17 protein-coding genes are annotated in these 19,360 nt (G+C 65.0%); 13 read left to right on the top strand and 4 right to left on the bottom strand.

The window, feature by feature from the left end; translation table 11 throughout:
- Nucleotides 1-105: 105 nt before the first annotated feature.
- A complete protein-coding gene (gene trhO, locus ACSBOB_RS10435; RefSeq protein ID WP_442582329.1) occupies nt 106-1,035 on the bottom strand; it encodes an oxygen-dependent tRNA uridine(34) hydroxylase TrhO in 930 nt (309 codons plus the stop codon).
- Between the two features lie 189 nt (nt 1,036-1,224).
- Between trhO and ACSBOB_RS10430 the strand changes: the two genes are divergently transcribed.
- On the top strand, nt 1,225-1,866 hold the full coding sequence (locus tag ACSBOB_RS10430; protein WP_442582328.1) for a 2-dehydro-3-deoxy-phosphogluconate aldolase: 642 nt from the start codon (nt 1,225-1,227) through the stop codon (nt 1,864-1,866).
- Between the two features lie 79 nt (nt 1,867-1,945).
- Here ACSBOB_RS10430 and ACSBOB_RS10425 read toward each other — a convergent pair whose 3' ends face one another.
- Together ACSBOB_RS10425 and ACSBOB_RS10420 are read right to left on the bottom strand one after the other, a co-directional pair.
- Nucleotides 1,946-3,775 carry a DUF882 domain-containing protein gene (locus ACSBOB_RS10425; RefSeq protein ID WP_442582327.1) on the bottom strand — a complete coding sequence of 610 codons (1,830 nt, stop codon included), beginning with the start codon at nt 3,773-3,775 and terminating at the stop codon, nt 1,946-1,948.
- Between the two features lie 324 nt (nt 3,776-4,099).
- Nucleotides 4,100-5,620: a sigma-54-dependent transcriptional regulator gene (locus ACSBOB_RS10420; RefSeq protein ID WP_442582326.1), complete on the bottom strand. Its 1,521-nt coding sequence runs from the start codon at nt 5,618-5,620 to the stop codon at nt 4,100-4,102.
- Nucleotides 5,621-5,766: 146 nt separating this feature from the next.
- Here ACSBOB_RS10420 and ACSBOB_RS10415 point away from each other — a divergent pair, with 146 nt between their 5' ends.
- From ACSBOB_RS10415 to ACSBOB_RS10390, 6 genes are all read left to right on the top strand, one after another.
- Nucleotides 5,767-7,602 carry a M3 family oligoendopeptidase gene (locus tag ACSBOB_RS10415; protein WP_442582325.1) on the top strand — a complete coding sequence of 612 codons (1,836 nt, stop codon included), beginning with the start codon at nt 5,767-5,769 and terminating at the stop codon, nt 7,600-7,602.
- 188 nt (nt 7,603-7,790) lie between these two features.
- A complete protein-coding gene (locus ACSBOB_RS10410; protein ID WP_442582324.1) occupies nt 7,791-8,945 on the top strand; it encodes an aminodeoxychorismate synthase component I in 1,155 nt (384 codons plus the stop codon).
- Complete coding sequence (locus tag ACSBOB_RS10405) at nt 8,894-9,583, top strand: aminotransferase class IV family protein (RefSeq protein WP_442582323.1); 690 nt, start codon at nt 8,894-8,896, stop codon at nt 9,581-9,583. Before ACSBOB_RS10410 ends, ACSBOB_RS10405 begins: the two co-directional genes overlap by 52 nt.
- A gap of 68 nt (nt 9,584-9,651) precedes the next feature.
- A complete protein-coding gene (locus ACSBOB_RS10400) occupies nt 9,652-9,936 on the top strand; it encodes a CopG family ribbon-helix-helix protein (RefSeq protein ID WP_442582322.1) in 285 nt (94 codons plus the stop codon).
- On the top strand, nt 9,936-10,220 hold the full coding sequence (locus tag ACSBOB_RS10395; protein ID WP_442582321.1) for a type II toxin-antitoxin system RelE/ParE family toxin: 285 nt from the start codon (nt 9,936-9,938) through the stop codon (nt 10,218-10,220). The genes ACSBOB_RS10400 and ACSBOB_RS10395 overlap by 1 nt, the downstream gene beginning before the upstream one ends.
- A complete protein-coding gene (locus ACSBOB_RS10390) occupies nt 10,214-11,134 on the top strand; it encodes a heme-dependent oxidative N-demethylase family protein (RefSeq protein WP_442582320.1) in 921 nt (306 codons plus the stop codon). Before ACSBOB_RS10395 ends, ACSBOB_RS10390 begins: the two co-directional genes overlap by 7 nt.
- Before the next feature lie 21 nt (nt 11,135-11,155).
- Here ACSBOB_RS10390 and ACSBOB_RS10385 read toward each other — a convergent pair whose 3' ends face one another.
- The gene (locus ACSBOB_RS10385) at nt 11,156-11,749 is read right to left on the bottom strand and encodes a TetR/AcrR family transcriptional regulator (RefSeq protein ID WP_442582319.1); all 594 of its coding nucleotides are present in this window, start codon (nt 11,747-11,749) and stop codon (nt 11,156-11,158) included.
- 80 nt (nt 11,750-11,829) lie between these two features.
- Between ACSBOB_RS10385 and ACSBOB_RS10380 the strand changes: the two genes are divergently transcribed.
- The 6 genes from ACSBOB_RS10380 (at nt 11,830) to ACSBOB_RS10355 (ending at nt 19,346) form a co-directional block, all read left to right on the top strand.
- Nucleotides 11,830-12,804: an alpha/beta hydrolase family protein gene (locus ACSBOB_RS10380; protein ID WP_442582318.1), complete on the top strand. Its 975-nt coding sequence runs from the start codon at nt 11,830-11,832 to the stop codon at nt 12,802-12,804.
- A 200-nt stretch (nt 12,805-13,004) separates the two neighbouring features.
- Nucleotides 13,005-14,450, top strand: a complete 1,446-nt coding sequence (locus tag ACSBOB_RS10375; RefSeq protein ID WP_442582317.1) for a homospermidine synthase — start codon at nt 13,005-13,007, stop codon at nt 14,448-14,450.
- Nucleotides 14,451-14,539: 89 nt separating this feature from the next.
- Entirely contained in the window at nt 14,540-14,920 is a 381-nt protein-coding gene (locus tag ACSBOB_RS10370) for a hypothetical protein (RefSeq protein ID WP_442582316.1), read from the top strand.
- A gap of 22 nt (nt 14,921-14,942) precedes the next feature.
- Complete coding sequence (locus ACSBOB_RS10365) at nt 14,943-15,617, top strand: zinc metallopeptidase (RefSeq protein ID WP_442582315.1); 675 nt, start codon at nt 14,943-14,945, stop codon at nt 15,615-15,617.
- Nucleotides 15,618-15,842: 225 nt separating this feature from the next.
- Nucleotides 15,843-17,099, top strand: coding sequence for a phenylacetate--CoA ligase family protein (locus ACSBOB_RS10360; RefSeq protein WP_442582314.1), 1,257 nt, complete (start codon nt 15,843-15,845; stop codon nt 17,097-17,099).
- A 189-nt stretch (nt 17,100-17,288) separates the two neighbouring features.
- Nucleotides 17,289-19,346 (top strand): 5'-nucleotidase C-terminal domain-containing protein, encoded by a 2,058-nt coding sequence (locus ACSBOB_RS10355; RefSeq protein ID WP_442582313.1) that lies wholly within the window; start codon nt 17,289-17,291, stop codon nt 19,344-19,346.
- The last annotated feature ends 14 nt before the right edge of the window (nt 19,347-19,360 follow it).

Raw genomic sequence — 19,360 nt, 5'->3', positions numbered from 1 at the left:
TCCGCTTGCTGGTCCCGGCTTGCGCGGGATGAACACAGGTCCGTCAGAATTAGGCAGACGATGACGACATTGCAATGACCTGCCGGCTCCCTGCGGCTTCCGCGCTCAGTTGCCGATCGGCAGCGGCAACCCCAATGTCTCGGCGCGCTCCACCTGGCGCTGGCGTTCGGCATAGCGGGCGCGGTCCGCGTCTGTGCGCCGGTCATGGCAATGATGACAGGAAATACCAGCCACATAGTGAGGCGACAGGCGTTCCGCGGGCGTCAGCGGCATGCGGCAGGCGCGGCAGAACTCCGCCTCGCCTTCCGCCAGGCCGTGCGTGACCGAGACGCGCTCGTCGAACACGAAACACTCGCCCTTCCACAAGCTCTGCTCGGCCGGCACTTCCTCGAGGTATTTGAGGATGCCGCCTTTCAGATGAAAAACGTCATCGATGCCCAGCGACTTCACATAGGCCGTCGCCTTTTCGCAACGGATGCCGCCGGTGCAGAACATCGCGACCTTGCGTCCGGCCAGATCCTCCCGGCGCGCTTCCGCCCAGCCGGGAAAATCGCGAAAACTCTTTGTCTGCGGATCGACCGCGCCCTGAAAAGTACCGAGCCGCACCTCATAATCGTTGCGCGTGTCGACGACGATGGTGTTGGGATCGGCGATCAGCGTATTCCAGTCGCCGGGCTCGACATAGGTCCCGGCGCTGGCGGTCGGGTCGATGTCCTCGACGCCCATCGTCACGATCTCGCGCTTCAGCCGCACCTTCATGCGATGGAACGGCATCTCGCTCGCAAAGCTGTATTTAACGTCGAGGCCGGCTAGTTCCGGGATCGCTTCCAGTCTTTCGACCAGCGCAGCGATCGCTTCTTCCGGTCCGGCCACGGTGCCGTTGATGCCTTCATGAGCGAGCAGCAACGTGCCCTTGATGCCGCGCCCGCAGCAGAAGGCTGCCAGCGGCGCACGCAAGGCCTCGAAGCCGTCGAGCCGGCAGAACCGGTAGAGCGCGGCGACGCGGAAAGCCTGTTCCGGCTGGCTTGAGATCATGGCCGCAGGCCGTATCGCTTTGACCGCGCGTTTTCAAGGCGGACGCCTCCATCGTCGCAGCCCCCATGCCTGCCGCCGCCCGCGCGGATCGGCCGACGGCTCGGTGCGCCGAATTCGGAGCCGCTTCGTGGACTTGGCCGGCCCGCTCTGCTAATCGGTTGAAATCCCCCATGTGACTGGATCGCATCGATGCCAAGCAATACCGAGAAGCTGCTGTCCCTGCTCGACGGCCAGCCCGTCATTCCCGTGTTGAAGATCGACGATGCGGACAACGCCGTGCCGCTCGCCCGCGCGCTGGCGCGTGGCGGGCTGAAGGTGATCGAGATCACCTTGCGCACGGCGAGCGCGCTGGAAAGCATACGCCGTGCGGCGGCCGAAGTGCCGGAGGCGGTGGTCGGCGCCGGCACCATCCTCGACGCCGCGCAGTTCGAGGAGGCGGCGAAAGCCGGTTCGCGATTCATCGTCAGCCCCGGTGTCACCGGGAGCGTACTGGCCGCCGCCGCCGACAGCGAGGTGCCGCTGCTGCCGGGCGCGATCACGCCCGGCGAAATCATGACCGCCCGCGAAGCCGGCATCGATTTCCTGAAATTCTTCCCGGCCGAGCAGGCCGGCGGCGTAGCGTTCCTGAAATCGCTGGCCTCGCCCTTCGCCGGCATCCGCTTCTGCCCGACGGGCGGCGTCTCGCAGAAGAACGTGAAGGATTATCTGTCGCTGCCCAATGTCATCTGCGTCGGCGGCTCCTGGGTCGCCCCTGACAATTTGATCGAGGCGAAGGACTGGGCAGCGATCGAAGCGCTGGCCCGCGAGGCGTCCACGCTTCGCAAGGGCTGAGCCGACACAAGAAAAAGGCGCCGGACATGCCGGCGCCTGATCGATCTGCGGGAGCCGAGGGGCGAAACGCCCTGCCCTGCTATTCGAAGCGCGCCACCGACAGGAACTCGACCGCCTTGCCGGTGAAGCGGTTGGGATTCGGAACTCCCTCGCCGCCCTTGCGGAAGCCGGCGGTGTAGACTTCGCGGGGCGCAGTGACGACCGCATTGTAGGCGAAGGACGGCGCGGTCGTGGTGTTCGCCGTCGTCTCGGCCACATAGTCCTTGTTGAGAACCCACCTTGCGGCCTGCGGCTCGGCGGCCTTCAGCTTCGTCTTGCGATCGGGTCTTGCGTCGACGCTGGTGGCGCGCGCCGTCTTGCGGGTTGTCCTGACGCCGAGCGACGCCACCGTGCCGGGGTCGACGCCAGCCGTGACGGGCGGCTGCGACGAACCCGCCGCGACCGAGGCGAGAGCCGCGACCCGCGCATCATTGGCCTTGACGACGGCCGCGACCGCAGCCTTGTCGACGGCTGGCAGGTCTGGACGCGCCGACGGCAGCGCCGTCATTGCCAGTTCTTCCTCGTCCACAGGCCGGCCGGCCGGCATCGGCACCGCGGCAGCATCGCTGGCTGTCGCGGGATCGCGTTCGGCAGCAACCAGCGCCATCAGCACGTCGTCCGACGTACCGGGCGCCACCACCTCGGCAACCTTGGGAGCAGAATGGGCAGGCCGCGGCGTCGGCAGCGGGATGCCCAGCGCCACCTGCGCGGGCGGCTCGGCGACCGGCGCGGCAGGCTGCATGCCCGCGACATCGGCAGGCACGTCCTGCGCCTGGCCGAACGGAATATTGGACGGAATATCGGCAGACGTATAGCCGACCGCTGCGGTATCCGCGACGGTGGCCGCGGCAACCTCGGTGACGCCGACGTCGGCCTTGGGCCGCGGCGCGAGTTGCGGCAACGGCACCGACCGGGCCGGCAGGGCGGCGATGATGGTTTCCGGCGTCTCGACCACCGGAGCGGGCTCCGGCTCGGGTTTGGCCATGGCCGGCAGCTCGGTGCGGTTGGCCTCCTCAGGCGATACGATCTGGATGCCCGGCAGGCTTTCCTTCGCCGCAGGGACTTCCTTCGCCGCAGGCTCGGCCTTGGCGACCGCGACGGCCTGCTTCTTCACCACCGGCGCCGGCGCCTCTTCAGCAACCGCGCCCTCTTCATCCTCGTCCTCGCCGCCGCCGAACAGCGTCGCCAGCAATCCCTTCGACGGCTTGCTGCTGCCGGTGGAGGCCAGGGCCAGCGCCGTCGCGCCGGTCTTCTTGCGCGCCTCATAGGAGGCGACCGCCTGCTCGAAGCCGGGCAGCGGCTTTCCGTCGCTCGGCAGGTGCATCGTCTTGCCGTTCGGGAACAGCGCAACCAGTTCGCTGCGGCTCATGCGCGGCCAGTGGCGGACGCTGCCGACATCCATATGGACGAAGGGCGAGCCCGAGCGCGGATAATAGCCAACGCCGCCGACCTGCATCTTCATGCCGGTCTCGCGCAGCTTCTTCAGGCTGACGCCCGGAATGTAGAAGTCCATCGCCTTGCCGAGCATGTGCTGGCTCTTCTTGGCGACGCCCCTGCTGCGGCCGCGCAGCATCGAATTGGTCGCGGGCGAGCGATAGGCGGAGACGACGTTGATGTAGTCGCGCGCGCCGACGGACTGGTACACCGACCAGACGAGGTCGAGCAGGCGCGGATCCATCTTGGTCGGCTCGTTGCGCCGCCAGTCGCGCAGGAACATGTTGATCTTCTTGAGGCCGGCCTGATCGTAGCGCCCGTTGCGCTTGAAGGTGATCTCGGCCTTCTCCTTGGTGTGGATGAAGAACAGCTTCAGCGTGCGGGTCTCGGCGCTGGCGGGCGAAAGGCCCGCCGCCATCGCGCACAACACGAGCATGAAACCAGCGAGCCAGCTTTTCCAGCGGGTGTTTTCGGAGGCTCGCCGGTAATGATGTTGTTCGATGCTGATCAAATCAAAAGGCCTTGCAATCTGCCGTTTGTCCCCGGATTTGAACCCCCGGGCGTGGGAGATTCCCGACGCCCGACTATCGATCCTAATGGTTAATCACAGCTTATTGAAGCTGAAATGCGGTAACAGCGTGGCGATATCCTGTCCAAATCCAAGCCTTCGGCGACATGGTTAACGACAGGATTACGCCGCCAACCTTACGCGATGCTGTCGGCGAAGCCCAGCCTGCGCCTGTAATAAGGACTGATTCGGCTATGAGGCGATACGCTCGGAACGGCCGGTTTCCGGGTCGATGCCGTATTCCTTGAGCTTGCGGTAGAGCGTCGACCGGCCGATGCCCAGGCGCCGCGCGACCTCGCTCATCTGGCCGCTGTAATGATCGATCGCCATCACGATCATGTCGTATTCGACATCCGACAGCAGCCGCATTTCGCCGCTCTCGTCAAGCGCCCGCAAGATGCCCGCCGCGGGGATGGTTTGGGACGGCGGCGGCTCGGCGGCCGCAATCCCGGCAAACAGGTCGGGTTCGAGATAGGCGCGCGAATCGGCGTCCGCGTCATTCTCCTGGTCGAGGTCCACGGTGCCCTCGACCTGCGCCCGGATCTGCGGGAATTCCTCTTCGGTCAGCGTGTCGCCGTCGCAAAGCACCGTGGCGCGGAAGATCGCGTTTTCGAGCTGGCGGATGTTGCCCGGCCAGTCATAGGCCTCCAGCATGGCGAGCGCCCGGGGCGAGATCGCCCGCACCCGGCCCTTGGTCTCGCTCGCCGAAAAACGCGACAGGAAATGCCGGGTCAGCAATTCGATGTCCTCGCGCCGGCTGCGCAGCGGCGGCACGACGATCGGATAGACGTTGAGGCGATAGAAGAGGTCCTCGCGGAAGCCGCCGTCCTTCACCCGCTGCAGCAGGTCGCGGTGGGTGGCCGAGACCAGGCGGATGTCGACCTTGACGGTGGCGCGCCCGCCGACCGGATCGATCTCGCCCTCCTGCACGGCGCGCAGCAGCTTCACCTGCACGTCGAGCGGCAAGTCGCCGATCTCGTCGAGGAACAGGGTGCCGCCATTTGCCTCGACAAATTTTCCGGCATGCTTTTCGGTCGCGCCGGTGAACGACCCTTTCTCGTGGCCGAACAGGATCGATTCGACGAGGTTTTCCGGGATCGCGCCGCAATTCACGGTGACGAACGGCTTGCCGGCACGGTCGCCCGTGCCCTGGATGGCGCGCGCCACCATCTCCTTGCCGACGCCGGATTCGCCTTCGATCAGGATCGGGATGTTCGACGCGGCGGCCTTGCGGGCGAGCCGCAGCGCCTTGTCCATTGCCGGGCTTCTGGTGACGATATCTGCAAAACTCATGGTGCCGGTCGTGCGGCGTGCCGCGCGCTTGGCCTCGTCGCCGCGCGTCTCGACCTTGAGCGCATTGCCAAGCGCCACCTTCAGCCGCTCCGGCGAGGCCGGCTTGACGACAAAGTCGAAGGCGCCGTGGCGCATGGCGTTGACGACGGTCTCTATGCCGCCCTGCGAGGTCTGGACGATGACCGGCAGTTCCAGGCCGCGTTCGGCCATGGCCTTCAACACGCCGAGCCCGTCGAGGCCCGGCATCTGAAGGTCGAGGATGACGGCCGAAATCCCCTTGCCGTCGGGTCCATCCAGCATGGCGAGCGCCGCCTCGCCGTCGGCGGCAATCGCCGCCGCATAGCCGAACCGCGTGACGGCGGCCTCCAGCAAGCGCCGTTGCACGGGATCGTCGTCGACGAGAAGGATACGTGCCGTCATGGTCGCTTAGACATACGCGGAAAAACCGTTCTGGCCATGAATGCCGTCTGGATGATAGTGGCAGCCGGACCTAAATAAGCTTTTAAAGTTCCGGCTGAACTTATCACCAATCGCGGCCGTTCCAGAATGATCGGAAAGGGATTGCAATGCGTTTTGTCTCGGAACGGAAAGCTCACGCCGCTGTGACGGCGCTCGGCTCGGCAACGCTCGGCGACTTGCCGGAATGGGATCTCGGCGACCTCTATCCGGGCATGGAGTCTCCCGAGCTGAAGCGCGACCTGGCGCTTTCCGCCGATCAGGCGATAGCGTTCGAAAAACGCTGGAAGGGAACGCTGTCGTCCGAGGCCGCGGCGGGCGCATCCGGCCGGGTCGGGCAGGCCCTCAAGGAATACGAGGCGCTGGAAGAGCTGATGGGGCGCATCGCCTCCTATGCCGGCCTTGTCTACGCCGGCAACACCGCCGATCCGCAGCGCGCCAAGTTTTATGGCGACGTGCAGGAGAAGATGACGGACGCCAGTGCGCATCTGCTGTTCTTCGCACTCGAACTCAATCTGGTCGACGATGAACTGATCGCCTCGGCCCTCGATGCCGACCCGACCTTCGGTCACTACAGACCCTGGGTGCTCGATCTCAGGAAGGACAAACCCTACCAGCTCGAAGATCGCATCGAGCAGCTTTTCCACGAGAAATCGGTGACCGGACGCGGCGCCTGGAACCGGCTGTTCGACGAGACCATGACTGCGCTGCGTTTCACAATCGATGGCGAGGAACTGACGCTGGAGCCGGCGCTGAACAAGCTTCAGGATCCAAATCCGAAAGTGCGCCAGAAGGCGGCCGAGGCGCTGGCCAAGACTTTTAAGGAAAACCTGCGCGTCTTCACTCTGATCACCAACACGCTGGCCAAGGACAAGGAAATCTCCGACCGCTGGCGCGGTTTTCAGGACATCTCAGACTCCCGCCATCTTGCCAATCGCGTCGAGCCAGATGTCGTCAACGCGCTTTCGGCCGCCGTCCAGAAAGCCTATCCCGACCTGTCGCATCGATACTATCGGATGAAGGCGCGGTGGCTCGGCATGAAGAAGATGAACCACTGGGACCGCAACGCGCCCTTGCCCGAAACCCCGAAGGCGACGATCGGATGGGACGAAGCCAAGAACACGGTCCTGACCGCCTATCACCGCTTCTCGCCCGAGATGGCCGACATCGCGCGCGGCTTCTTCGACCGCAAGTGGATCGATGCGCCGGTGCGCCCCGGCAAGGCGCCGGGGGCCTTCGCGCATCCGACCGTGCCTTCGGCGCACCCCTATGTGATGCTGAACTACATGGGCAAGCCGCGCGACGTGATGACGCTGGCGCACGAACTCGGCCACGGCGTGCACCAGGTTCTGGCGGGCGCACAGGGGCCGCTGATGTCGTCGACGCCGCTGACGCTGGCCGAAACCGCCTCGGTGTTCGGCGAGATGCTGACCTTCCGCTCTCTGCTCGACAGGACCACCGACCGGCGCGAACGCAAGGCGATGCTCGCCCAGAAGGTCGAGGACATGATCAACACGGTGGTTCGCCAGATCGCCTTCTACGAATTCGAGCGCAAAGTGCATGCGGAGCGCCGCAACGGCGAACTGACCGCCGACCGGCTCGGCCAGTTCTGGCTGGAGGTGCAGAAGGAAAGCCTGGGCGACGCGATCGAACTGCGCGAAGGCTACGAGACCTTCTGGACCTACATCCCGCACTTCATCCACTCGCCCTTCTACGTCTACGCCTACGCCTTCGGCGATTGCCTGGTGAACTCGCTGTTCGCGGTCTACCAGAACGCCGAGAAAGGCTTTCAGGAGAAATATTTCGATATGCTGCGCGCCGGCGGCACCAAGCATCATTCGGAATTGCTGGCGCCGTTCGGCCTCGATGCCTCCGACCCTGCCTTCTGGGGCAAGGGACTTTCGGTTATTTCCGGCTTGATCGACGAGTTGGAAGCGCTGGATTGAAACGCGCCGCTGCCGCCATGGCAGCGCCGGACGCCAGATATCGGGAGGCTGTCTCCATCCTCCGAGTTGGCAATAGGCAATGCCCAGCGCGGCGGCTAGTTTCACCATACGCGGCAATGACACCGGGCTGCGAACGTGGCCAGCGTCGAGCACGCGAAATAAATATTGACCTCTGATTGACCGATTGAATGGCCAAGCCATCTGACCCCTTCGTCCTGTTCCGCGACGATCCGGCCGGCCATGACGTGCTGTTCGAGCGGCCGCACGACATTATCTCGGCGGATACGCCAAAAGCTTTCTACAAAGCGCTTGAAGCGGCCGAGGCGGCGCGGCGCGCGGGAAAATGGCTGGCCGGCTATTTTTCCTACGAAGCCGGCTATCTGCTGGAGCCGAAACTGGTGCCGCTGCTGCCGGAAGGACGGCGCGCGCCGCTCGTCTGCCTTGGCGTCTTCGACGGCCCCTCGGACAGCCCGCCGACGCGAGCACCCGCAGTCCCCAGCAACAGTCCGATCTTCGATGCACAGGCAAGCTGGTCGTTCGAAGACTACGCGCGCCGCTTCGCGAAACTGCACGGCCACCTGCGCGCTGGCGATTGCTACCAGGGCAACCTAACCTTCCCGATCCGCGCTCACTGGACGGGCGAGCCGCTTGCCGCGTTCGAGGCGCTGACGGCGCGCCAGCCGGTAAAATACGGCGCGCTTGTCGATCTCGGTGGCCCGGTCGTGTTGTCGCGCTCCCCGGAACTGTTTTTCGAGATCGGCCAGGATGGGTGGATCGAAACACACCCGATGAAGGGCACAGCGCCCCGCGGTGCGACGAAGACCGAGGACAAGCGGCTCAGGGAAGAACTGCGTAACGATCCGAAGAACCAGGCGGAAAACCGCATGATCGTCGACCTCTTGCGCAACGACATCTCGCTGGTCAGCGAGGTCGGCACGCTGGATGTCCCCGAACTCTTCAAGGTCGAGACCTATCCGACCCTGCACACAATGGTCAGCCGGGTGCGTGCGAAGCTCCTGCCGGACCTCACGATCCGCGACATTTTCGCGGCGCTTTTCCCATGCGGTTCGATCACCGGCGCGCCGAAAATCCGGGCGATGGAGATACTTCACGACCTGGAACGCACACCGCGCGATGTCTATTGCGGCGCAATCGGCTGGATCGCGCCCGGCGGACCGATGCGCTTTTCCGTGGCGATCCGCACCATCTCGCTCTTTCCCGATGGCGAAGCCGTCTACAATGTCGGCGGCGGCATCGTTTTCGATTCGACTGCCGAGTCGGAGTACCAGGAATGTCTGCTGAAGGCGCGCTTCGCCACGGGAACGGTCCCGGCTTCGACCTGATCGAGACGCTGCGCTGGGAGCCCGCTGCCGGCTTCATCCGGCTGGAGCGGCATCTGGCGCGGCTTTACGCGTCCACCGCCGCCCTCGGTTTCCCGGCCGATCCTCAACGCATTGAAGAGACGCTGCACAACTGCGAGGGCGAGCGTGGTCCGCTGCGCGTGCGGCTGGCGCTCACCGCCGACGGTTCGGCGACCGGCGTGACCCAACCCTTCGAACCGCTCCCGGAAGGCACGGTGTGGACCTTGCGCATCGCCGGCACGCGGCTCGATTCATCCGACCCGTTGCTGCGCCACAAGACGACCCGCCGCGCGCTCTACGAAGCGGCCCGCGCCGAATTTCCGCGCGAGCAGGCCGACGAGATGCTGCTGCTCAACGAGCGCGGCGAAATCTGCGAGGGCACGATCACCAGCATTTTCCTCGACATGGGCGAGAAAGCACTGCTTACGCCAGCGCTGTCATGCGGACTACTGCCCGGCGTCCTGCGCGCAGAATTGCTGGATGGCGGCAGAGCGCGAGAAGCCGTCCTGACGTTGCACGATCTCTGGACCGCGAAAAAAATCTTCGTCGGCAATTCGCTGCGCGGACTGATCGATGCCAGGATTTCCGCTGCACCGGCGGCTGGTTTCGGAACGCAATAATTTGACGGCGAAGGCGACGCCGTATACATTGCGTTCGCTTGAGTTCACCTGTGTTCGGAAACAATACCATGGCCGCGAGCGAAACTTTTTCGGTGCGCCTTCCCGCCGAGACCCGGAGGGAACTCGAGGAATACGCCCAGGCGACGCAGCGCTCCAGCGCCTTCATCGTCAAGGAGGCCGTCGAGGCGCATCTGGCCGAGCGCCGCGCCTATCTGGCGGCGATCGAAGAAGCGGAGCTTGAGATCGAAAGGGGCGAAACAGTCGACGGCGAGGAAGTGATAAAATGGCTCGAATCATGGGGTAAACCTAACGAACTGCCGTCGCCCAGTGTTCGCAAATCCAAAGTCGCCTAGTGAGGATCAAGCTATCCCGATCGGCTGAGCGCGACCTGTCGGCCCTACGCGCCTACATCGGCGTGGATAACCAGAACGCTGCGGATGATGTCTCGGGTCGTCTTGTAAAGGCTTTTCTCCTCATCCGTGCCCATCCGGAGATTGGCAGGCCGAGCCCGTCAGGCAAGACGCGGGAGTGGTCGGTTCCGGGGCTGCCCTACCTTATTCCGTACAAGGTGCGTCCTGGCGTTCTCTACATTCTTCGCATTTGGCATACGAGCCAAAACCGACCTGAAAAGTGGTAACCTTGCTCCCCACCCACACGCCCTATGACGGCTCGTCGAAGCCGTTCTCGATCGGCTTGAGACCGCTCGACCCCAGCACCTGGCTGGAGATCGACGGACATTACGAAGCCTATCTTGGCGAGAAGGCGCGGCTTTACGCGACCATTCCCGAAAAGGTCTTCGTCGAGGAGGCCGACACCCGCGCTGCCCAGCAGGAGGTGCTTGACCTGGCGGCCACCCACCTTTCGACCCATGCGGCGCGCCTGTTTCCGCTGCCGGCCGAGCAGGCGGCGCTTGCCCAGAGACTGCGACAGGCGGCTGAAACAGGCCATGCGCCTTTGCGCACCGCTTCGCTGCTGGTCCAGGAAGACCTCATCCTGATGCGTCGGAGCGAGGCCGGATGGCGTCTTGCCGCCGGGTCGCTCTGCTTCCCCTCCTCCTGGTCGCTGCTGGAGAAATTCGGCCATCCGCTCCAGGACATCCACAAGCCCGTCCCCGCCTTCGGGCCGGGAACCCGCATGGCCGAACTCATCAACCGCATGTTCGACAGCCTCAAGGTCGAGCAGCCCGTGCTGCGGTGGAACTGGTCCATCCAGGCCAATCGCGACCTCTATCATCCGCTCTCCAACATTGAGCGGACGGCACGTGCCGAGCAGCGCCCCTCGAAATTCCCCAATGGCGAGGTCGAAGCCGCCGTCATCCGCGTCGAGCGGCAGACGTTGCGAAAACTGCCGGTCTCCGGCGACATCCTGTTCACCATCCGCATCCATCTCGATCCGCTGACGGTGCTGCGAGGACATCCCGACCGCGCCGTGCTGGCGAAATCCTTCGCGGAGCAGGTGGCGGCGATGGAAGAGGCGCAACTCGACTACAAGGGTCTGACCGCCGACCGGCAAGGGCTGGTCGAGCGTCTGGAAGAGATCGCCGCCTCCTAGCGACGGTTCTGGTCGGCTCTCTTATTTCCCAGCAAGCACACGCCTGCTGGCGGCATTCACCAAGGTGAAAGCCGCCTCGCCCGCCGCCTCCATGTAGGCGGGATCGCGATGCAGCAGGACGACGGCGAAGGAGCCGTCGAGCAGCAGCACAACCTGCCGCGCCAGGAGGGCCGCGTTGGCAAGCCCTTCAGCCTCGAAGGTCGCCGCGAACCAGATCTCAAAATCTTTCTTGTGGGCGGCGCCGATCTTGATGGCCGGGTGTCCCGGCATGTTGGCAAGTTCCGCAGACGTGCGGAGGAACGCGCACCCTTTCCAGCTCGGCCGGCGCGCCGAACGCGCGAGATTGCGGAAAACAGCACGTGTCTTCTCGGCGGCGTCGCCCTCGGCCTCGGCGTACCAGCGCCGGAACCGCGCCAGGTTCGGCTGCTCCCGCTGCTGCAGATAGGCGGCGATCAGGTCGTCCTTGCTGGCGAAATGATAATACAGCGTGCGCTTTGTGAGACCGGCCTTTTCGGCCACAGCGTCGACGCTGACCGCGCGGATGCCCTCCCCGTAGAACAACTCGGAAGCGGCGGCGACGATACGGTCGCGTGTCGAGGGTTCGGCCGAACTCATGGGTTTATGTATACCGACTAGTGAGTGTAATCAAGCGACCTGTGGGGCTAAGCATTTCCGCGCAAGGGGAAGTCCGTCACATGCTGCAACAGACCATCGCCGACGCCTGCCAGCAGATCACTGTCCCTTGCCGCGACGGGGTGGTCCTGCGTGGACATCTCTGGCCCGGAGCGCACGGAGGCAGGAAGGTGACCGTCATCGTCAATCCCGCGACCGGCGTGCCCGCCCGCTATTACGCGCGCTACGCCGCCTTCCTCGCCGCCCACCGCTTCGACGTCCTGACCTACGACTATCGCGGCATCGGAGCGTCCCGCCCGGCCCGCCTGCACGGATGCGGCTACCGCTGGCGCGATTGGGGCGAGCAGGATTTCGACGCAGTGCTGCGTTTCGCCAAGGCCCGCGATCCGGAGAGCCAGTGCCTCGTCGTCGGCCACAGCATCGGCGGCGTGCTGCCCGGCCTGGCCGAAAGCGCGCCGACGATCGACCGCATGCTCACCGTTGGCGCGCAATATGCCTACTGGCCGGACTACGCGCCGGAGCGCCGTCTGCGGCTCTTCCTGAAATGGCATGTCGCCATGCCGCTTGTCACCGCCGCATGCGGCTATTTTCCCGGAAGGCGGCTCGGCTGGCTGGAGGACCTGCCCGCCGGCGTCGCCAACGAATGGAGCTTTCGCCGGGCGAGGATGGAACGCAGCCATCCACGCGCCGAGCGGCAGGACGTGCTTCGGCGATTTGCCGCCGTCACCGCGCCGATCCTGGCAGTCACCGTCTCGGACGACGAATTCGCCACGCCGCGCGCCGTCCGCCGCGCGCTGGATTATTATCGCGGCGCGGCGCGGTCCGAAGCCCTTCTGACGCCGGCCGACCTCGGCATGGAGACGGTCGGCCATTTCGGCCTGTTCCACGACCGCCACGCCTCGGGCTTCTGGCTGGACACGCTGATGTGGCTGCGGGACGGCATAAATCCATGGGCCGGCAGGGGCTTCGACAGCATTCCAAGGGGCGATGACGGCGCCGAACACCCAGCCCGGCCTCACATCCTCCGCTACTATTGAGTGGCATCGCAGCCGATAGATTTTTGCAATTTTCGCTAAATCAGCAGGCGTTCCGCTGCCACGTGCAGAATATGAAGCCGCACCCCTGAATCATAAAAATCCGAGATTTCTCTTTATTGTGACACTGTTCTATGGTGTTCGGGTACGGTTGCCCGCTGATCGGGCTCAACTCCCAGCTTCAATGGAGGGACTAGCATAAAATGACGAAAGACAAATGGCCTGTTTACGGTGAGATCACCGGGCCAGTGGTAATGATCGGCTTCGGCTCGATCGGACGCGGCACGCTTCCTCTCCTCGAGCGCCATTTCAAATTCGATCAGGCGCGCATGACGGTCATCGACCCGCGCGACACCGACAAAAAGCTGCTCGACGAGCGCAACATCAAATTCCTCCAGGAATCGGTCACGAAGAAGAACTACAAGAAGCTGCTGACGCCGCTGTTCACCGAAGGCGGCGGCCAGGGTTTTTGCGTCAACCTGTCGGTCGACACCGGCTCGCTGGATCTGATGAAACTCTGCCGCGAACTCGGCGTGCTCTATGTCGACACCGTCGTCGAGCCATGGCTGGGCTTCTATTTCGACAAGGACGCCAGCAACGCCTCCCGCACCAACTACGCTTTGCGCGAGACCGTGCGCGAGGAGATCCGCAAGAATCCCGGCGGCACCACCGCAGTCTCCTGCTGCGGCGCCAATCCCGGCATGGTGTCCTGGTTCGTCAAGCAGGCATTGGTCAATCTCGCCAACGACATCGGCCTTGAGTTCAATGAGCCGGCTGCCGGCGACCGCGAGGGCTGGGCAAAACTGATGAAAAAGGCGGGCGTCAAGGGCGTCCACATCGCCGAGCGCGACACCCAGCGCACGAAAAACCCGAAACCGTTCAACGTGTTCTGGAACACGTGGTCCGTCGAAGGCTTCATCTCGGAAGGCCTGCAGCCCGCCGAACTCGGCTGGGGCACGCATGAGAAATGGATTCCCAAGAACGCCAAGAAGCACAAGAAGGGCTCCAAGTCGGCGATCTTTCTTGAGCAGCCGGGCGCCAACACGCGCGTGCGCACCTGGTGCCCGACGCTCGGCGCGCAATACGGCTTCCTGGTCACCCACAACGAGGCGGTCTCGATCTCCGACTACTTCACCGTCCGCGACAAGCACGGCGACGTGACGTTCCGTCCGACCTGCCACTACGCCTACCATCCGTGCAACGACGCGATGCTGTCGCTGGACGAGATGTTCGGCGCGGCCGGCAAGGCGCAGCCCGTCCTGCATGTGCTGGACGAGACCGAACTGGTCGACGGATCGGACGAACTCGGCGTGCTGCTCTACGGCCACGACAAGAATGCCTATTGGTACGGCTCGCACCTGTCGCTGGCGGAGGCGCGCAAGCTGGCGCCCTACCAGAACGCCACCGGCCTGCAGGTCACCTCGGCGGTGCTCGCCGGCATGGTCTGGGCGCTGGAGAACCCGAACGCCGGCATCGTCGAGACCGACGAGGTCGACTACCGCCGCTGCCTCGAAGTGCAGTCACAATATCTCGGACCGGTCGAGGGGTATTACACCGACTGGACGCCGCTTGAGGGCCGTCCGGGCCTGTTTCCCGAGGACATCGACGAAAAAGACCCCTGGCAGTTCCGCAACGTCCTGGTGCGCTGACAGCACTTCCACAGGACTAGTGTCGAACTTGCAATCGCCCCGAAATAGGGCGATTGCTTTTCGATAGTCCAAGGAGAGGATTCGCAAAGATGATCGAAGCACGCAGGCTGGGCTATGCAGCCGCCATCGCAATCCTGGCCGCCGGCATTTCCGGCTGCGTCAGCGGCGGCCCTTCCGGTCCGGCTGCAACCGCGGCGGGCGTCGAGGGCGACTGGCTGAGCAGCGACGGCGTGGCGGTGTCGAGGCTTTCCGGCGGCGTCTTCACCACCAACGCGCTCGACACAGGCAACAAGCTCGCCGACGGCAGCTACAAGGTAAACGGCAATACTGTCGAGATCACCGTGGTTTCGCTGATCCGCAAGACAACCACCAACGTGAATTGCGCCCTCGTCGCCCCGACCCAGCTCAACTGCACGAGTTCTGCGGGCCAGCAGTTCGTGTTGACGCGGCGCGGCGCCGGTACGGCCTGACGCCTGTTGCCGCGGCGCGGCGATGGTTTTCCTCCTCGTCGCGCTGCTCGCCATCATCGTCCTGCCGCAGGCCTGGGTGCGCTTCACCATCGACCGGCACGGCAAGGACCGGCCGGACCTGCAAGGCACCGGCGGCGAGCTTGCCCGCCACCTACTCGACCGCTTCGACCTGAAAGACGTCAAGGTCGAGACCACCGACCGGGGCGACCACTACGATCCCGAAAGCCGCACCGTCCGTCTGTTGCGGCCGCATCACGACGGGCGCTCGCTCGCCGCCGTCGCCATCGCCGCGCACGAGGTCGGCCACGCGATCCAGCACGCGCATGGCGACCGCTGGCTCGGCCTGCGCCAGAAATTGGCGAAACTCGCCATGACGACGGACCGCCTTGCGTCCGTCTTCTTCATCGCCTCGCCTTTCCTCGGCGCGCTGGCCCGCACGCCGGTCGCCTTCCTGGCTGTCGCCGGCATCGGCATCGGCCTGCTCGCCGTGCGCGTCGTCTTCACGCTGGTGACGCTGCCTGTCGAGATCGACGCGAGCTTTTCCAAGGCACTGCCGATCCTGAGGGAAGGCCGCTACGTCGATGACAAGGACATGCCGGCAGTGAAAGGCGTGTTGCGAGCGGCAGCCTTCACCTACCTCGCCGGAGCGCTGATCGCGCTCGTCAACCTTGCGCGCTGGATCAGGGTGCTGCGATAGTACCGGTGACTGTTTTACTTTGACCGTTCGTGCGGCCCCTCATCCACCTGCCGGCACCTTCTCCCCGTGAAAAACGGGGAGAAGGAAGGCTGGCCGCAACCATGCAGCTTCTCCCTTCTCCCCGTCCTTCACGGGGAGAAGGTGCCGGCAGGTGGATGAGGGGCGGAGCCGACGGTCAAGCAAAATGACCCTTGGCATAACACCCCCGATCCGGAGGAACGGCCGATGACGGAATTCTTCGACGCGCTTGAAACACGATCCCACGACCAACGTGAGGACGCGCTGTTTTCCGCATTGCCCGTCTTCCTTGCCGGGGCCAAGCAAGCCGCCCCTGCCTTCGCCAAACGGCTTGGCGGCATCGATCCCGCCACCATAGCCGACCGCGCGGCGCTGGCGAAACTCGCCGTCCTGCGCAAGTCGGACATCATGACGAGCCAGGCGAAGGACCCGCCCTTCGGCGGACTTGCCGACCCGGCCGCGCTCGCAGGCCGGCGCGTCTTCCAGTCGCCCGGCCCGATCTGGGTGCCGGAAGACGACCGCCCGGAGGCGGGGCGCGCTACGGCGCGCGCCTTTTTCGCGGCCGGCGTCCGGCGAGGCGACATCGTCCACAACACCTTCAGCCATCACATGACGCCCGGCGGTTTCCTGCTCGACGCCGGCGCCCGCGCGCTGGGCTGTTCCGTCTTCCCCGCCGGCGTCGGCAGCACCGACCTGCAGGTCGAGGCGGCCGCCGGGCTGAAGCCGTCGGTCTATTGCGGCACGCCAGATTTTCTGAAAGTGCTGCTCGACCGTGCCGCCGAGATGGGCAAGGACCTGTCCTCGTTCCGCAAGGCGCTGGTAACGGCGGGCGCCCTGTTCCCGTCGCTTAGAAGTGAATATCTGTCGCGTGGCGTCTCGGTCATGCAGTGCTACGCGACCGCCGAATTCGGCGTCATCGCCTACGAGGCCGCGGGGCCGAACGGCGCGCCCAATCCCGGAATGGTCGTCAACGAACACATCATCGTCGAGATCGTGCGGCCGGGCACCGGCGATCCCGTGCCCGAAGGCGAGGTCGGCGAGGTGGTGGTCACCGGCTTCAATCCCGCCTATCCGCTGGTCCGCCTCGGCACCGGCGACCTCTCGGCTGTGCTTGCCGGTCCCTCGCCTTGCGGCCGCACCAACACTCGCATCCGCGGCTGGATGGGCCGCGCCGACCAACGCACCAAGGTCAAGGGCATGTTCGTCGACCCCGCGCAGATCGCTGACGTAACGCGCCGGCAGCCCGGGATTGCCCGCGCCCGGCTGGTGGTGACCCGCAATGGCGAGATGGACGCGATGACGCTGCATGTCGAACCCAAGGCGGGACACGGGCTGGACGCCAACGCAGTAGCCATGGCCCTGCGCGACGCAACGCGCCTCGGCGGCAGCGTGACCGTGGTGAAGCCGGGCGCCTTGCCCAATGACGGCAAGGTGATTTCCGACGAGCGGGATTATGCAAAATAGGCCTGCCGTCGGGTCACCCGCACGGGACCGCTTCATTCCGGCAACAGGCCGGCGCCCATCACGCTTAGCGCCCTGATTCCGCTTGCATCCGCCGGACGCCGGTGAAAACATGCCCAGCATCGGCCGTGTCAGAAAACGGTCAAGGCGGCGCGCTATGAGCTTACCGCCAGCCGTATCCGGGAGACAAAAATGAAGAAACTCGCCGCCCTCGCCGCATTGTCGGCCTCGACGCTTGCGATGTCCGCCAGCGCCTCCTTTGCCGACTACACATTGAACATCCTCCACATCAACGACTGGCACAGCCGCATCGAGAGCAACAACAAATACGAATCGACCTGCTCGGCGGAGGAGGAGACGAAAGGCGAATGTTTCGGCGGCGCGGCGCGGCTGATCACAGCCATTGCCCAGGAGCGCGACAAGCTCAAGGACCAGAACGTCGTCCTGCTGTCAGCGGGCGACAATTTCCAGGGATCGCTTTTCTACACGACCTACAAGGGCAAGGCCGAGGAGGAGTTCCTCAACCAGATGGGCTTTGACGCCATGGCGCTCGGCAACCACGAATTCGACGATGGCGAGGACGCGCTGGTGCCCTTCATCGACAACGCGAAATTCCCGATCCTCGGCGTCAACATCAAGCCGAACAACCAGTCGAAGGCCAACGGCAAGATCAAGCCGTCCGTGGTGCTGGACGTCGGCGGCCAGAAGATCGGCATCATCGGCGCGGTGACCACCGACACCCCGGAGATCGCCTCGCCCGGCCCGAACATCCAGATCGAGGACGACGTCGCCAACATCGCGGCCGAGGTGAAGAAGCTGACGGACGAGGGCGTCGACAAGATCATCGCCCTCACCCACATCGGCTATCCCCGCGAGATGGAGATGATCGCCAAGATTCCGGGCGTCGACGTGGTGGTGGGCGGCCATTCGCACACGCTGCTGTCGAACAAGCCCGAGGACAAGGCGGCAGGCCCCTACCCGACCTGGGTCGACAATCCGCAGGGCTACAAGGTGCCCGTCGTCCAGGCAGCTTCCTACTCCAAGGTGCTGGGCGAGTTGCAGGTCACCTTCGACGATGCAGGCGTCGTCAAGGAAGCCAGGGGCGATCCGATCTGGCTCGACAAGTCGATCACGCCGGACGCAGCCACGCTGACGCGCATCGCCGAACTCGGCGCGCCGATCGAGGAACTGAAGAACAAGGAAGTCTCCGAGACGACCAAGGCGATCGACGGCAGCCGCGACAGCTGCCGCACCCGCGAATGCGAGATGGGCAACCTCGTCGCCGACGCCATCCTCGACCGCGTCAAGGGCCAGGGCGTGCAGATCGTCTTCCAGAATGGCGGCGGCCTGCGCGCCTCGATCGACCAGGGTGTGGTGACCATGGGCGAAGTGCTGACCGTCCTGCCCTTCCAGAATACGCTCGCCACCTTCCAGCTTCCCGGCAAGGACATCACCGCAGCACTTGAAAGCGGCCTCGGCCAGATCGAGGAAGGCGCCGGCCGCTTCCCGCAGGTCGCCGGCCTGAAATATGCCTTCGACAAGACGGCGCCGGCCGGCAGCCGCGTCAAGTCGGTCGAGGTCATGGAGAACGGCGCCTGGGGGCCGATCGACCCGAACAAGACCTACATCGCAGCCACCAACAACTATGTCCGCCAGGGCGGCGACGGCTACAAGATCTTCGCCACCGATGCCAAGAACGCCTATGACTACGGTCCGGGCCTCGAACAGGTGGTGGCCGACTACCTCGCCGCGCATCGCCCCTATACGCCGGCGATCGACGGCCGCATCACCGAGGTCGCCGCGGCCGCACCGGCCGATGCCGCCCAGCCCGCTCCTGCCGCGGAACCCGCTCCCGCGCAGCCGGCGCCGGCTGCCGAGCCTGCCCCCGCGGCAACGGCTCCGGCTGCTCCCGCCCCCGAAGTGAAGCTGCCGGAACTTCCGGCCGGATCGGCCGACATCACCAAGGCGCCGCCGGCCGCTGGCGAGCCCGCACCTGCCGATCCCGCCGAGGCCGCGACACCCGCCGCTCCCGCGGAGGCTCCGGCAACCGCCGCCGCGCCTGCCGAGACCACGCCTCCGGCCGCCAAGCCCGAGACCTCGCATGTGGTCGTTGCCGGCGACAACTACTGGGACATCGCCGAGAAGGTGTATGGCGACGGGGCCAAATGGCACCTGATCGGCGACGCCAATCCCTTCAAGCCGCGCTTCATTCCGGTTGGCGCAACGCTGACCATTCCGCCGGCGAACTGAGGTGGGATGAATGG

It is taken from the genome of Mesorhizobium sp. KACC 23794 (assembly GCF_052180275.1).
Lineage (GTDB): Bacteria > Pseudomonadota > Alphaproteobacteria > Rhizobiales > Rhizobiaceae > Kumtagia.
This window is presented reverse-complemented; position numbering and strand designations above follow the sequence as displayed.

What these genes read in the sequence shown, in the direction of transcription:
- trhO (WP_442582329.1), bottom strand. Translation starts at nt 1,035, where the DNA reads ATGATCTCAAGCCAGCCGGAACAGGCTTTCCGCGTCGCCGCGCTCTAC.
- ACSBOB_RS10430 (WP_442582328.1), top strand. Translation starts at nt 1,225, where the DNA reads ATGCCAAGCAATACCGAGAAGCTGCTGTCCCTGCTCGACGGCCAGCCC.
- ACSBOB_RS10425 (WP_442582327.1), bottom strand. Translation starts at nt 3,775, where the DNA reads ATGCTCGTGTTGTGCGCGATGGCGGCGGGCCTTTCGCCCGCCAGCGCC.
- ACSBOB_RS10420 (WP_442582326.1), bottom strand. Translation starts at nt 5,620, where the DNA reads ATGACGGCACGTATCCTTCTCGTCGACGACGATCCCGTGCAACGGCGC.
- ACSBOB_RS10415 (WP_442582325.1), top strand. Translation starts at nt 5,767, where the DNA reads ATGCGTTTTGTCTCGGAACGGAAAGCTCACGCCGCTGTGACGGCGCTC.
- ACSBOB_RS10410 (WP_442582324.1), top strand. Translation starts at nt 7,791, where the DNA reads ATGGCCAAGCCATCTGACCCCTTCGTCCTGTTCCGCGACGATCCGGCC.
- ACSBOB_RS10405 (WP_442582323.1), top strand. Translation starts at nt 8,894, where the DNA reads ATGTCTGCTGAAGGCGCGCTTCGCCACGGGAACGGTCCCGGCTTCGAC.
- ACSBOB_RS10400 (WP_442582322.1), top strand. Translation starts at nt 9,652, where the DNA reads ATGGCCGCGAGCGAAACTTTTTCGGTGCGCCTTCCCGCCGAGACCCGG.
- ACSBOB_RS10385 (WP_442582319.1), bottom strand. Translation starts at nt 11,749, where the DNA reads ATGAGTTCGGCCGAACCCTCGACACGCGACCGTATCGTCGCCGCCGCT.
- ACSBOB_RS10380 (WP_442582318.1), top strand. Translation starts at nt 11,830, where the DNA reads ATGCTGCAACAGACCATCGCCGACGCCTGCCAGCAGATCACTGTCCCT.
- ACSBOB_RS10375 (WP_442582317.1), top strand. Translation starts at nt 13,005, where the DNA reads ATGACGAAAGACAAATGGCCTGTTTACGGTGAGATCACCGGGCCAGTG.
- ACSBOB_RS10370 (WP_442582316.1), top strand. Translation starts at nt 14,540, where the DNA reads ATGATCGAAGCACGCAGGCTGGGCTATGCAGCCGCCATCGCAATCCTG.
- ACSBOB_RS10365 (WP_442582315.1), top strand. Translation starts at nt 14,943, where the DNA reads ATGGTTTTCCTCCTCGTCGCGCTGCTCGCCATCATCGTCCTGCCGCAG.
- ACSBOB_RS10360 (WP_442582314.1), top strand. Translation starts at nt 15,843, where the DNA reads ATGACGGAATTCTTCGACGCGCTTGAAACACGATCCCACGACCAACGT.
- ACSBOB_RS10355 (WP_442582313.1), top strand. Translation starts at nt 17,289, where the DNA reads ATGAAGAAACTCGCCGCCCTCGCCGCATTGTCGGCCTCGACGCTTGCG.